Below are 15,133 nucleotides of genomic sequence, written 5' to 3'. Positions count from 1 at the left end.
CGCACCCTGAATAGCGGCTTACATCAACCACCGGCTTTCATTACCCAGTCAGAGACAAATTTATTACCCGGAACCGGCGGAGAGTACAAATAGCCCTGCAAAAAGTGAACGCCTTTACCGATCATTAAGTCCGCCTGTTCCTGGGTTTCTACCCCTTCCGCCACGATACTCAGACCGGGCTTACGCGCCAGTTCGACAATATTGTCCACAATATGGCCGGAGATTTCATCAACACTCGCCATTTGCACAAACGACTTGTCAATTTTAATAAAATCGACCGGAAACGCCTGCAAATAACGATAGGTTGCATAACCAGTACCAAAGTCATCCAGCGCAAAGGTAATGTTGTGCTGATGAAGGCTATCAAATATCGCTCTGGCTTCTGGCGTTACCGGAATGGGGTTACGTTCCGTCAGCTCAAGAACCAGCTTGATTTTATCGTTGCCTAATTTCTTGACCAGGTTCAGGCACTCTTTTTCAAATCCCGCAGCCAAAAAACAGCCCGCCGAGACGTTGATACCAATATGGAAATTGTCCGGCAACAAATGTTTTACCGGCAGCAGAATATCCGCAGTCTGTTTCATCAACTGGCGGGTCATTATGACAATAAGACCAGATGACTCCACCAGAGGAATAAACTGATCCGGCGGGATGATTCCCGTTTGCGGATGCTCCCAGCGAACAAGCACTTCACAGCCTGTCAGTACCCCTGTCTGTGCGCAGAAAACAGGTTGGATCCATGGTTTAAATTCATGGTTTTCCAGCGCCAGGCTGATGGCTTCAGGCGTGACAATATGGTGACAACGGTTGTCAGGGATATAAAATTTATTTGTATTACCTGTGGCAGTGACTACCTGTGGATGATATTGAAAAAAGATATCCCGCCAGAAGGTAATATCACTCTGAATACCGAGTTTTTCGTACAGTTGTTTCTTTTGATGTGAAATTGTTTTTGCGCTGCGGTTTCTATATTGTGATATTTCTGTAACCGACATCCCCTCCATCAGCAGCTTGAGTAAAAGCCGTTCTTTCTCGGACACAATACCAGGCAACGTCAGATTAACGGTTGCCCCGAACTCTTCAAGAAAAACACTCAAATCATGCGAAGCCATTTAACACACCTTGCTTAAATCATGTGCGCCAGCTAAATCCGCTTGTCTCCTTTCTGGCAGAAAAAGCTGACTGCAAGAAAATAATACAGAGAGTCGAATTGTCACTCATCCGACTCCCTCTCCTTTTACGAATTATTCAGTTCAGAATGACCACTTAACGCCAATCATCGCGGAGGTGTCATTATATCCCTTGTCCGCAACCTGAACGCCCACATTTCCCCAGACATTCAGGTTGGCATTTAGCTGTCCTTCCACCCCGGTTTTTATCTCGGCAATATTTCGGGCTCCATCCTGAGAGACTGACACGCCATCCATGCGAGTGCTGAAATCCTTACTGTTATGTAGCCAGTTCACTTCCATAAATGGCTGGAACTCGCGGGATTTACCTTCATCCATTTTATGGTGGCTTTTAAGCCAGGTTTTCACGCCCAGTCGGGTTTGAATGTTACCGTCTCCTTCGCTTCGCACCAGAGTACCGTTGCTTTCGCGATGCTTATCAGCTTTTACGCCCATCCAGGTAATCTGTGCTTGTGGCTGGATATACCATTCGTTCCGCGTTCCCTGGCTGCCATTAAATTCAGCTAATTTGTGCTTGTATCCAGCCTCCAGTGAAGCAGTAAATCCTTTTGATTTATAAGATTCGCTCTGTAAATCATCACCTTTCACTGTGTTATCAAACCAGCTGTACTGCGCCCAACTGTCGAGATACGCCCCGTTATGTGACTCATCATCCGCATACCAGGTCGCATATAACCCCGTGCTGTAACCATTTACGCTTGCTTTAGTTCGATAACCGGTGCGCGATGAGATAGTCTTGCTGTCACTGTTGCCGTAACCGGCCATGACGCCCAGACGCCAGCGGTCGTTGCCACTTATACTCCACTGCGCGATATCGCCCCCCAGTTACAGAACATAGCGATTGCTTTGGGTTTTCAACTGGCCACTTGCATCACGCCATTTGTTGTGGCCCCCTTCATGACGCATCCACATGGTGGTTTGTTTCTGCTCACCCGTTACCAGATCGGTATAGTATGTGCTCCCCAGACGTTCATGCAGTCGGGAGGTAAACATTGTGTTTGCTGCCGCAAGGTTCGCGATGTAACCACCAGCCTCCGGGCGCAGGTCATTATCCAGATTCTGGTCAGGAACAGGCGTTGGCTCTGGCGTCGGATTCGGCGTCGGATTCGGTGTCGGATTCGGTGTCGGATTCGGTGTCGGATTCGGCTCCGGATTCGGCTCCGGATTCGGCATCGGCTCTGGCTCCGGTTGCGGTTCAACTGACTCACCACCGCTGGTCAGATACCAGTTACCGCTGTTTGCCCCCTGACCACGTGCGAGAGTGTAGTCATACGCGCCCGCAACGATACGCCCCGCCTGAACAAACTCCCCCTCGGACTTACCACCTACATGGATAAGTTCGATACCGTTAAGGGTTTTAGCGCCTGTACCGCCAGCGTTATTCACCGTAACGGACGTCATGCCGCTGGTATCGCCCTCAACAACCAGTTTATCAGTCACTGAATCATCGCCATTCAGTACCGTATTCATAACCAGTTGACCGTTATTACCGTGGTAGTTCCCCTTCACCACTAACGCATTGCCCGCTTGCTGTCCTGACATCCCGGTCATCAGCGTGCCGTTGTTGGTCAAATTGCCACCCAGGCTGTAGCTCACAGGCACAGCCGCTCTTTTTTCACCGCTATTATTCAACACCAGGATGCCGTTGTTCTCAACGTTTGCGCTACCCAATCCCTGCGCGTGACTTACCAGGACATGAGCTGAGTTAGCAATATTCATATTCGCCGTCAGACTGCTGTTATCGCCCGCGATATCCAGCGTGCCGCCCTGAACATTCAGCTTCCCGCTTCCCGTTAATGAACCGGTTGCAGTGCCCCCGTTGGCAAGAGTCAGAGTTCCGCCGTTTAAGTTCAACAGCGAATCGGCGCTACCATTGAGCGTACCCACAGTCTGGCTATGACCATTCATATCCATTTCAGTTTCTGCCGCCAGACGCAGTTCCTGGGTATTACCCAACACATTATCGTTATTCAGCAAGAGCGTCCCGCTACGCAGATCGGTAACACCGGTATAGTCGTTGTCTTTGTTAGAAAGCGATACAGTCTGGCCTTTCTGGCTGCTGAATGCCAGGTCACCATTACCGGTAATTTTTGCGCTGAGATCGGCGGCATTCTCACTTTTACCATTGGCACTCAGCACCAGCGCATCGCTGTCAGTAGCCTGCAAATCAAGCTGCGTCAGGCCATAGCCGATATACAGGCCGTCATTATTTACTCCACTCGTCAGACGATAGTCATAAGTGCCAACGGCAGCTTTTTTCCCATTCTGCTGAATATCACGTTGCGCACTGCTGGAGAGAGTTTGTCCATTTTTATCCTGCAATTGCAGATTGCCCGCATCCCCCAGCACCTCCGCACCTTGCGCATCAACCAGCAGAATGGCGCTGTTATCATCATCAACTTCAGTGAGCGATAATGCAGAGTCAATATCACGAGAGACTGAGCTTACAACGTCGCGGTCGGCAACCTGAATAACCCCCTCGCCCCGTAGATCCAGCGTTTTGCTAACTTTGACGGTTCCTTCTGTCATCTGTGCATCAGTTGTCAGAGCACCAAAATCAACGGTTCCGCCGGAGAATCCCAGAGTGCTAATGGAGTGAGTACCATTACCCACCGTTATCTGACTTCCCTGACCCGCAGTGATCCCGCCTCTCTGCAGAAACTCAGCATTCTGTTCCAGGTTAAATGTCGTGTTCTGGAACGCCAGTGAACCCTGGAACCAGTCGGTGTAAGCAAACTCATCGAAGGAGAATGCATGATTCCCCATGTCTATTTCAACAATGCCTTTACCTTGAAGATCGTTATCAAATACCCAATCTTTGTTGGCATTAATTTGCAATTTGCCATCAACATCCAGATCCGCATTACCGATGTTCTTTTCTTCAGTAATAACAGCTACAGCATCGGAGGCGACATCAATATATCCGCTAAATGCATAATTATTACCGGTCAAAGCAACCGTCCCACTGTCGATACTGATTGTACCGTTGCCGGAGATCTTATTGGCAAAGGTCATGCTATCGTCAGCCTTCAGGTGTAATTTTCCGCGATTAGAGATATCTGCCGTGCCTATATTTTGAGTGATCCCCAAAGCTCCATTCTGGCCAATCGTTACTTTGCCGCTAAATGCAGAATTGTCACCGGTTAAGTAAGTCGTGCCACTGAGCGCATTGATATTGCCCAGCCCCTCACTACCACTGACAATGTTAGCGGAAATAATCGCGTTATCATCCGTGTGGTTTAATGTGATTTTCTTTTCGGATGTCGAAGCCCACACAAACTCAATTTTTTCGGCATCAATAATCCCTGCCGCTTTCGCATCACTCCCTTCCTGTGCACCTAACGCCAACTCCGAATTAGTGCTTAAACTAATTTTCGGTGCAGAAATTTTGCCGCCTTCTGAAACAGCAAGTGTGGTATCGGAGTTTTGATTATAATAGCCCAGACTAATTTGCTCACTGGCATTAACTTCACCACCGTTATTAACAGACAGGTACTGATCTCCGCCGTAACTGCTGTAAACGCCCATGAAGAAAGTTTTGGAATTTACCTGGCTACCTTCGCCACTGACATTTCCCTGCGTATAAGTCAGACGACTGGTGCCCTTAACATGAATTTTGCCGCCGTTGGAGACATTAAAATAGCCGCGATCATGCCAGGAGCCGGAGTTTGAGTCATAGAGATCATCAGCATACAATTCACTACCGGCATTTGAAACGTTTAGAAATCCCGTCCCTTTCAGCAGTACATCAAGCTGACCATTGATATACACTTTGCCTCCGGTGATATCCAACCCACCACCAGAATTGAGCGTAAAACGTGGACGAGAAGTGTCTGTAACGTCGATAACCAGATTAGCATTATCAGTAACCGTAATACGGTAATCGATGTTCTGATCGGCCTTGCCAAAATCAATAGTCTTGTCCTGGTTCACGGTGACATCACCAGAGAACGCCAAAGATGAATATAAACCTATCGCACTAATTAAAACGGCCCTTGCCTTCTTTCCTTTTATTCTACTTCCCAGCTCAGAGCAAACGCACCAACAGTTACGGGACCTGTTCCACTTTAGCCGATATATTTTATTCATGAGACTCTCCAGCAATGCATCCAGACAAAACCAAGCTCTCATACACCGAGGTGAATTAAATTCCGTACCTCGACCTATGAGAGATATAAAAATTCAAAAAGACTGCATAATATCGAAAGCTGTATTATTCAGGCATACAGTTCAGAGGGTAATATAGGGCTAACTCTCCACTGGACACGTTTTCCAAATTAACAACCGCAACATCATCCTTACATTAACTTCCAGTTTTGAACACAGGCGCATTATATGTATCTACGAATGCAGATCAACTCAAAATATAGTCCAAAGCAAAGCATTGAGACCCCATATTAATATAAGAAAAATTGGTAACACTAAATGAGTATATAAATATAAGACTTGTCTTATTAAAAATAATATACTGCTTTAGGACTGAATCCATTCAGCAAAAATATAACATCTTATTAAGAAAAGAAAAAATCTCAGCGGGATTTGACTGTTATTACAAGGAAACATCTGAATGCTGTAAATATATAAGCGTGGATTTTCACACTAAATCTTTACAACGTAAAACTATAATGACACAAACAGTCGACGTTCGGTTTATTTTTATCCACCAAACATAACACAAATGAACGGGTGTTTTAACTGCCTGTTTTTTCATCTGGTATATGCGTTCCAGCTTCTGAACGCCCAGATAGAGCAGTTATTCCTTTCAATATGACAGCGCCATTCTGGATGTTCTTACCAGAATGGCCGCCAATCTCTCTCAACAATCCTCAATAATCAGGTACACCGCCTTCACCGGCCCGTGAACCCCAACAACTTTGATAAGCTCAATGTCCGCTGTTGAACTGGGGCCACTGATGATGTTAATGCAGGATGGCATACGTTCACCGGCCTGCGCTTTCTGGTGCAATTTTTCTGCCAGCTGCGCCACTCGGGGCAAAATAGTGCTTTTACGCAGGATAAAAATAGAGGACTCAGGTAGCAGACTCAATGAACGTCCGCGCTCGGCGGCGGAAAAAAGCACCACACCTCCCGACTCTGTTAAGCCATATTCAGCATACACAACGCCAACTTTCGCCTGCTCCGCCAGAGCGATATTCTCGACACCTTTCGCCGGATCCCACACGACGGCATTGCATTCCTGCTGTAAACGCCCACTGATCCCCAGCTCCTCCAGTCGCTTGTCGCCACTGACCACGACCGACTGATCTCCCAGCTCTTTACACAAACGTAATGCCGCTTCTGCCGCCTGCGCCTCGCTGGTCAGTTCACAACGCGTCAACATGACATCGCTGGCAAACTGGATAAACGCATCACAGTGCTGCTGTTGGTTAAGTTCGGTAAGCCGCTCGTTAGCATAATTGTTAAGCGGCGCATCTGCTGCTTGCGGTTCAAGTCGCAGCGGGCGCCCCAGTGCCTGAGCAACGTTGTTCAAAAATTCGCTCCGATTATCCATTCTTTTTCTCCTGCGCCTGATGTTTCTTAAACCAGCTACGGAAACTCTCTCCGTCAGCTTCAGGAAGATCGCGTGCTTCCATCCAGTCGCTAATTGCGCCGATCCTGAGTGGTGTTTTGCCGCCATTGATAAACCAGCTTGCCGCATGGGCGCCAGCCATCATTCCGACTTTCCACAACCCCGGATGACTATTGGCATAAGCAAACATTTTGATCGCCCGTTGCTCTGCTTTTGCTGTTATCCCTTTTTCTGCCATCACCCGACGATGACGTAAAATTAGTTTCGACAGCGGAATACGCACCGGGCAAACGCTGTCACAGGCTGTGCATAGAGAACAGGCGTAGGGCAGATCTTTAAAATCTTTATAGCCGCCAAGCAGTGGAGAAATCACCGCGCCGATTGGTCCTGGGTAAATAGAGCCATATCCGTGACCGCCAATATGGCGATATGCCGGACAGGTATTCATACAGGCTCCGCAGCGAATACAGCGCAGCACATCACGAAATTCAGAGGCCAGCACCTCAGAGCGTCCGTTATCGACAATAACCAGATGAAACTCTTCAGGGCCATCAACGTGTCCCGCTTCGCGCGGCCCTGTCAGCCAAGTGTTATATCCCGTCAAACGCGCACCAACGGCACTGCGCGCCAGCATGGTGATCAATACATCAACCTCGGCAAACGTGGGGGCGATACGCTCCATACCCATCACCGCAATGTGCGTTTTCGGCAGCGTGGTACACATTCGCGCATTACCTTCATTAGTCACCAGACATACCGAACCGGTTTCTGCCACCGCGAAATTACAGCCGGTAATACCGATTTCAGCACTGAGGAAATCTTCGCGGATCTTTTGACGGATGAATAAGGTCATCGCTTCAGGCGTTTCCGGGCCATCATAGCCCAGACGTTCGTGTAGCACCCGGCGGATCTGGTGGCGATCTTTATGAATAGCCGGAACCACAACATGAGATGGCGGATCTTGATCCAGCTGGAGAATGTATTCCCCCAGATCGGTTTCAATCACCTGAATGCCAGCATCCTGCAACACATGGTTGACGCCAATCTCTTCGGTCACCATTGATTTAGACTTCACCACTTTCCGCGCATTTTTACGCTGGGCGATCTGCAAAATGTAGCGGGTAGCATCTTCTTTGGTTTTTGCAAAATAGACGTGGCCGCCGTTTTGCGTCACTTTTTCTGAGAGCTGGTACAAATAAGCGTCAAGATTACTCAGAACATGATCACGTATCTGGGCAGCACGATCGCGCCACTCCTCCCAGTGCCCTAATTCATCAACCATTTTTTGCCGATTTGCACCAATACGCTGCTGCGCGTTTGCCACCGCTTTGCGCATGATCGGATCTTCAATTTGCTGACGGATGCGTGTCTTAAATTCTGTATTACTGGTTTTGATCGACATCTTTATATCCTCAGCGGCTCATCAGCACTTCAGCAATATGCATAACTTTGACTTTCTGCCCTTCCCGTTGTAATCGCCCACTAATGTTCAGCAGGCAACTCACGTCAGCGCCAATTAAATACTCAGGGCGGACTTCCATCAGGTGTGAAACCTTTTCTTTCACCATCTCGCCGGATATTTCGGCCATTTTGACCGAGAACGTGCCGCCAAACCCGCAGCAAGTATCCTGTTCGGCAAAGGGCAACAGCTCCAGTCCGCGCACATTTTTCAGCAGCGTAAGTGGCTCGTCCTTCACCCCCAGCTTACGGGACAGGCTGCAAGATGGGTGATACACCGCTCTCCCTTGCAAGCTGGCGCCTACATCCACTACCCCTAATTTATTAACAATAAAAGAGGTGAGATCCTGCATACGCGCGGCAACCTTTTCGGCACGTAATGCCCATTCAGGTTCATCCGCCAGATATGTCGGGTAACTTTTTACGGCATAAGTGCAGGAACCAGCCGGTGAAATAATGGGATCGTCGTTATCCTCCAGTGCGGCAATCAGATTTTTCATCCCTGGAATCGCTTCTTTGATATAACCACTATTGATCGCAGGCTGACCGCAGCATCCCTGTTTCTCCGGGAAATTTACACGACAGCCGAGTTTTTCCAGTAGCAGCACGGAGTCTCGTGCCATCCTTGATTTCAGTGCATCACCAATACAGGTAACAAAGAAATTTACATTCACAACCAACACTCCATTACTTCATTTCTGTTTATGCCCGATGGCAACCACCCCTTCTGGGTTATCAATCATCAATAAAAATAGGGGCTCTTTTTTATTAGGTACTAAAATACAATTCCAAACTCATTTGTATGACAAAACAGATAATCCTTCATTCAATACCGGGATGCAATAACTAATTTTATTTCTTTCGGCGTCGCTCACATTTTTATAAAGACAACCTCTATCAATATGGGAGCGTAAATTTGATTTAAGTAGGTCACAAAGTTCATAAACCCAATCTTAAATACCTATTTAGAGCTACTCATTTCGGAGCTGTTAAAATATACACGCATCGTTATGAAAATCAAATTATTAACAATGGATATACAAATATTAACAACTGTAATTTTATTTTACTGAAGCGATTCAGTTTGCATTTTTTATTTTCATAATGAGCTAGCCTTGCTCGGAAAAATATATAAACAAGGTTGATAAATATAGTCAGGAATAGAAATGCACGGATATTTAATGTTTGCTATTGCACTCTCTCCTTTGCTCCTTATGGTATTTTTGATTCTGAAACTGAAGATGCCTGTTCATTATTCAGTACTGATATCACTGGCATTTACAGCTGTTTTATCTGTCCTGTTCTGGGACATGCCAATACAGAATCTGAAAGCCTCAGTGGGTTATGGCGCACTCAAAGGATTATGGCCGATCGTGATTGTGATCCTCGGTGCAATATTCAGTTATAACGTCATGCAGGCAACCAAAGCTCTGGATATTCTCCGCGATATTCTCGCCAGTATTAGCGAAGATAAGCGTATCCAGGTACTCCTTATTTCATGGTGTTTTGGTGGTTTTCTTGAAGCTGCTGCCGGTTACGGTACTGCGGTCGCCATTCCTATTGGTATCCTCATTGCGTTGGGATTCAACCCACTGAAGGCCGCAATTGCTTCACTGGTTGCCAATACTGTGCCTACAGCGTTTGGGGCGGTAGGTATTCCGGTTTCAATCCTCGCCGAGCAGGTTAACCTGTCTGTTTACACCTTAGGTGGAACAATTATTCTGCAATTAGCGATTTTTAATCTCCTGCTGCCCTTTGTCATTATTTGTATTATTGGCGGCGGCGTGAAAGCGATTCGCGGCGTATTCCTTATCACACTGCTATGTGGCATCGCGACACTTATTCCGCAATACTTTGTTGCCATCCATCTTGGTGCCGAATTGCCCGCTTTTGCTGGCAGCCTGGCTAGCCTTTTCGCTGTCGCGATTGCCAGCCGTCTGCGCAAAGGTGAAGTAGACCCAGAGTGGCGTATTGCAGCCAGCCATACCCGTGAAATGGCACCACGTTCGGCAAAGGTGCTGTTCCGGGTCGGTTCTATTTACCTGTTTATTTTTGTCTTTATTCTGCTGTGCTCACCGTTATTCCCAACGATAAAAGCAGCAGCATCTAAGCTGGCTTCAGTGCTACACTTTTCACTGGTCGATGGCGGGACCTTAGCGTTAAAAATAGAATGGCTCACAACGCCTGGAATGTTGATTATCTTTGCAACTATTCTCGGTGGTTTTATTCAGGGGGCATCAGCACGCGGTATGCTGGAAGTATTTATCAAAACCGTATTCCAGCTTAAAAATTCTATTATTGCGATTATGGCCATTGTCGCCATGGCAACAGTTATGGATCTCAGCGGCATTATTTCTACGCTGGCTCGGTCAATTGTCGATCTCACCGGAAGTTCATACGTCTTCCTCGCGCCGGTCATTGGTGCGCTGGGTACTTTTGTCACAGGCAGCGATACTAACTCGAATATTTTGTTTGGCAAACTGCAAACTATTGCAGCCAGTAAGTTGCATATCGATCCCAATTGGCTGGCGGCAGCGAATACTTCCGGTGCCACGGGAGGGAAAATGATTTCACCACAAAGTATTGCCATTGCCATTTCTGCCACAAAAATGGAAGGGCAAGCCAATCAAATAATGTCTGGCACCATGAAGTACTGCTGTGCCTACATCGCAATACTCGGCTTAAAAGTAGGTCTCTTTTACTTCTGGTTTATGCGATAAAGTGGTTTTCTTAACCATATGCTTTTATATGGATAAGGATGCACGCAACGATTAAGTAACAGAAATCTTGCCTTTAGAATGCCAGGATGTTCTTTATTTCTACCAGAACATCCTGCTGTTTTTCACCGCTACGCTGAGTATGACATGCTCTATTTTTATAACGGGTAATCTTATCCATACTTCGTTTATAAGCTAACCCCCTGAAGCTGTCTGACTCTTTCCCGATATTCTCCAGGAGTACAGCCAAACTCACGAACAAATGCCTTGTGAAAGGATGATTCACTGGCATAGCCTACTGACTCAGCGATCACCACGACGGGGAGCGTTTCCCTGGAAAACCGCTGAGCCGCTATTTGTAGCCGCAACTTTGTTAATACAGCCAGTGGCGTGGTTCCAGAAACATCACGAAAAAGTTGGGCAAAACTTGCCCTGGACATGTGAACGATGCTGGCCAGCGATTCGACTGTCCAGGGATGACCAGGCATTTCCAGCATTTGCTGAATCACCGCACCAAGGCGCGGATGAAGCAACAAACTAAGGATATTTTTCTCCGTATTAGCCTGTACGATCCATCCACGCACGGCGAGTGTAAAGAGTGTGGCGCATACCTGGCTGCACAGAGCATCCGCTCCCGGCATTGCCGCTCTTGATTCCTGTTGTAGAAAAGGAATCGCCTCCCTCAGCCAGTTAAACTCCACGCTGTCACTTTCCGGTGCCAAAAACAGAGCTTCCGGCAAAGAGGTTAAAAAATAACGCGCCGAACGTTGCAGCCGAAGAGTGCCGCACACAATACAGGTCGATTCATTTTCAATGTGACTCAGGCGATGAGCTGAATTTTGTGGTAGCAGAACCACATTCCCAGGGCGCAATGTAAAGGTCTGCCCCGCCGGCATTTCCAGTTTCGCCGAACCTTGTGTTAACACATGCCAACGAATAACCGATAGTTCCCCCGCAACATGTGGAAGCTGCCAGTCACTTCCTAACTCGCAATTTTTATCGATCGTTCCTTGTGGAGCGTTAAGCATCAACAAACGGCTAAGGGCATCCATATCAGACTCCTGAGTAGTTTTTTGATTATAGACAGCAATAATCTTATATAAGCCTTAAGCCAATATCATCAATTAGTTAATCATCATCGTTATATTGTGACTCTGATTAAAAAACAACGAACATCAGACGATAAGACAAAATATCAAGCGTTGTGAAGAAGTGTTATTTACGAATTTACGTCTATAGTCATTACGTCAAATGAATACGTTTCGACAGGAAATTATCATGAATAAATATCAGGCAGTTATTATTGGTTTTGGTAAGGCAGGAAAAACATTAGCCGTCACGCTGGCTAAAGCGGGTTGGCGTGTGGCTCTCATAGAACAATCGAATGCAATGTATGGCGGGACATGTATTAATATCGGCTGCATCCCAACCAAAACATTGGTTCATGATGCACAACAGCACACAGATTTTTCCCATGCCATGCAGCGTAAAGATGAAGTCGTCAATTTTTTACGCAATAAGAATTTCCATAATCTTGCGGATATGCCCAATATCGACGTGATCGTCGGGCAAGCGGAGTTTATCAATAATCATATTCTGCGTATTCATCGACCTGAGGGAAATCTGGAGATTCATGGTGAGAAAATTTTTATTAATACCGGCGCACAAACTGTTGTTCCGCCAGTTCAAGGAATAACCACGACACCTGGCGTCTATGACAGTACCGGATTACTTAACCTGAAGGAATTACCCGAACATTTGGGCATTTTAGGCGGGGGATATATTGGCGTTGAGTTCGCCTCTATGCTCGCTAATTTTGGCAGTAAGGTGACTATTTTTGAAGCAGCGCCTCTATTTTTACCTCGGGAAGATCGGGATATTGCTGATAATATCGCAACTATTTTACGTGAGCAGGGAGTGGATATTATCCTCAACGCCCATGTGCAGCGTATCAGCCACGATAAAAATAAAGTACAAGTGCATACCGGACACGCTCAACTGGCGGTGGATGTCCTGTTAATTGCTTCCGGTCGCCAGCCTGCTACCGCCTCGTTAAAACCAGAAAATGCCGGGGTTGCGGTGAACGAGCGCGGGGCAATTGTCGTTGACAAGCGATTACATACCACCGCAGACAATATTTGGGCGATGGGAGATGTTACCGGCGGGCTGCAGTTTACTTATATTTCACTGGATGATTACCGCATTGTGCGCGATGAGTTACTGGGAGAAGGCAAACGTAATACTGATGATCGGAAAAATGTGCCTTATTCCGTATTCATGACTCCTCCACTGTCTCGGGTTGGTATGACAGAAGAACAAGCCAGAGAGTGTGGTGCAGATATTCAGGTGGTTACATTGCCTGTAGCGGCAATTCCACGCGCCAGAGTGATGAACGATACCCGTGGGGTATTAAAAGCGATTATCGATAATAAAACCCAGCGCATATTAGGGGCATCACTGCTATGTGTTGACTCCCACGAGATGATCAATATTGTGAAAATGGCGATGGATGCCGGATTGCCTTATAGCGTATTACGCGATCAGATTTTTACTCATCCGTCGATGAGCGAATCACTCAATGATCTATTTTCATTAGTCAAATAAACCCAAAATCAGACGCCAGGACAAATCTTCTGGCGTCTCAGAGAAAACAACTTTATTAATTTTTGCTTATTCTATAACTTCTTAATCACTCCATTGATGGTATTTTATATGTTTAAAAAAACTGTTTTATTTGCAACGCTATTATCTGGCGTTATGGCTTTTTCCACCAATGCAGATGACAAAATAGTCCTGAAACATGTCAGCGTCTCGTCAGTATCAGCCTCACCGACCGTTCTTGAGGATGCCATTGCTGATATCGCCAGAAAACATGACGCATCATCATGGAAAATCACCTCCATGCGGATTGATAACAACTCAACCGCGACGGCAGTATTGTATAAATAAGGATGTTGATAATGGAAAAATACCTGCACCTGTTAAGTCGGGGAGATAAAATTGGCCTGACATTGATTCGTCTGAGTATTGCGATTGTTTTTATGTGGATTGGGTTATTAAAGTTTGTCCCTTACGAGGCCGACAGCATTACACCATTCGTCGCGAACAGTCCGCTAATGTCGTTCTTCTATGAACATCCAGAAGAATATAAACAGTATCTGACTCACGAAGGCGAATATAAACCGGAAGCCCGGACATGGCAAATTGCTAATAATACCTATGGTTTTTCCAATGGCCTTGGCGTCGTGGAGGTGATGATTGCTCTGCTGGTGTTGGCAAATCCTGTTAACCGGTGGTTGGGTTTATTGGGTGCATTAATGTCATTTGCCACACCGCTGGTAACACTCTCATTTTTAATCACCACTCCTGAAGCCTGGGTGCCGGCTCTGGGGGATGCTCATCATGGTTTTCCTTATTTATCGGGAGCCGCTCGTCTGGTGTTGAAAGATACCCTGATGCTGGCTGGCGCAGTCATGATAATGGCTGATTCGGCTCGGGAAATCCTTAAGCAACGAAGTAATGAGTCGTGTTCAGATTTTAAAATTTAACTCTTTATAATCAGAACAGAATCTGTTGTTTAATTTTTCAGGCGTCAGTTTTCCCTTTGTACAGGTAAGACTGACGCTATTTTTATGCTCAATGTTTCCTTGTTTAAGGTTGGGGCTTACCATATCTCTCACGCTAACATATAAACAGATATCTTTTTTCCGCAATGAGAGGCAGAGAGTGGCACGAGAAAATCTTAATGATTTAATGACATTCATCGTTGTTGCGCGTGAAAAGAGTTTCACCAGGGCTGCTGCTCAATTGGGGATATCACAATCGGCTTTGAGTCACAGTATGCGCACCCTTGAATCTCGTCTGGGTATGAAACTCCTCACGCGCACCACCCGCAGCATATCGCTAACGGATGTAGGGCAATCAATGCTTGATGAGCTGGGGCCTTATATTGATGGGATTCAGGGAACATTGCAGCAACTAAAAGATCTCAATAAGAAGCCAGCTGGAACCGTTCGAATATCCACATCCGATTATGCTATCAGGTCAGTCATCTGGCCAAAACTTGAGCCATTACTAAAAGAATATCCGGATATAAATCTGGAATTAATTGATGATTATACTTTAACGGATATTGTATCTGGTCGATTCGATGCAGGAACTCGCCTGGGAGAACAGATATCCAGTAGACTGGCCCCCTGAATCTCCAGACAACCAATATCACTTATTTAAGTGATAGT

Annotated in this window: 9 protein-coding genes and 2 pseudogenes; 5 read left to right on the top strand and 6 right to left on the bottom strand. The window is 46.4% G+C overall.

The annotated features are described in order from the left end of the window. Positions 1–23 precede the first annotated feature (23 nt). The 5 genes and pseudogenes from HEN21_RS19220 to HEN21_RS19200 form a co-directional block, all read right to left on the bottom strand. Complete coding sequence (locus HEN21_RS19220; protein ID WP_105285945.1) at positions 24–1,112, bottom strand: EAL domain-containing protein; 1,089 nt, start codon at positions 1,110–1,112, stop codon at positions 24–26. A gap of 141 nt (positions 1,113–1,253) precedes the next feature. Continuing rightward, positions 1,254–5,279: pseudogene (locus HEN21_RS19215) on the bottom strand (autotransporter outer membrane beta-barrel domain-containing protein). 727 nt (positions 5,280–6,006) lie between these two features. After that, on the bottom strand, positions 6,007–6,702 hold the full coding sequence (locus HEN21_RS19210) for a LutC/YkgG family protein (protein ID WP_000370395.1): 696 nt from the start codon (positions 6,700–6,702) through the stop codon (positions 6,007–6,009). Next, entirely contained in the window at positions 6,695–8,122 is a 1,428-nt protein-coding gene (locus tag HEN21_RS19205) for a LutB/LldF family L-lactate oxidation iron-sulfur protein (RefSeq protein ID WP_176241991.1), read from the bottom strand. Before HEN21_RS19205 ends, HEN21_RS19210 begins: the two co-directional genes overlap by 8 nt. Positions 8,123–8,132: 10 nt before the next feature. Further along, positions 8,133–8,852 (bottom strand): (Fe-S)-binding protein, encoded by a 720-nt coding sequence (locus HEN21_RS19200; protein ID WP_001102104.1) that lies wholly within the window; start codon positions 8,850–8,852, stop codon positions 8,133–8,135. Positions 8,853–9,344: 492 nt separating this feature from the next. Here HEN21_RS19200 and HEN21_RS19195 point away from each other — a divergent pair, with 492 nt between their 5' ends. Further along, on the top strand, positions 9,345–10,898 hold the full coding sequence (locus tag HEN21_RS19195) for an L-lactate permease (RefSeq protein ID WP_176252406.1): 1,554 nt from the start codon (positions 9,345–9,347) through the stop codon (positions 10,896–10,898). A gap of 185 nt (positions 10,899–11,083) precedes the next feature. Here the strand turns inward: HEN21_RS19195 and rclR are convergent, their stop codons facing one another. Then, positions 11,084–11,947, bottom strand: a complete 864-nt coding sequence (rclR, locus tag HEN21_RS19190) for a reactive chlorine-specific transcriptional regulator RclR (protein WP_105285942.1) — start codon at positions 11,945–11,947, stop codon at positions 11,084–11,086. Positions 11,948–12,173: 226 nt separating this feature from the next. Here rclR and rclA point away from each other — a divergent pair, with 226 nt between their 5' ends. From rclA to HEN21_RS19170, 4 genes and pseudogenes are all read left to right on the top strand, one after another. Beyond that, positions 12,174–13,499 (top strand): reactive chlorine resistance oxidoreductase RclA, encoded by a 1,326-nt coding sequence (gene rclA, locus HEN21_RS19185; RefSeq protein ID WP_105285941.1) that lies wholly within the window; start codon positions 12,174–12,176, stop codon positions 13,497–13,499. A gap of 108 nt (positions 13,500–13,607) precedes the next feature. Continuing rightward, entirely contained in the window at positions 13,608–13,844 is a 237-nt protein-coding gene (gene rclB / locus HEN21_RS19180; RefSeq protein WP_000475159.1) for a reactive chlorine resistance periplasmic protein RclB, read from the top strand. Positions 13,845–13,855: 11 nt separating this feature from the next. Next, positions 13,856–14,443, top strand: a complete 588-nt coding sequence (rclC, locus tag HEN21_RS19175) for a reactive chlorine species resistance protein RclC (RefSeq protein WP_176252405.1) — start codon at positions 13,856–13,858, stop codon at positions 14,441–14,443. 178 nt (positions 14,444–14,621) lie between these two features. Further along, positions 14,622–15,080: pseudogene (locus HEN21_RS19170) on the top strand (LysR family transcriptional regulator); the annotation flags it as partial. Between the last annotated feature and the right edge of the window lie 53 nt (positions 15,081–15,133).

The organism is Escherichia sp. 93.1518 (assembly GCF_013368915.2).
GTDB classification, from domain to species: domain Bacteria; phylum Pseudomonadota; class Gammaproteobacteria; order Enterobacterales; family Enterobacteriaceae; genus Escherichia; species Escherichia ruysiae.
Note: the sequence above shows the minus strand (reverse complement) of the source record. Positions and strands in the feature narration are given on the sequence as shown.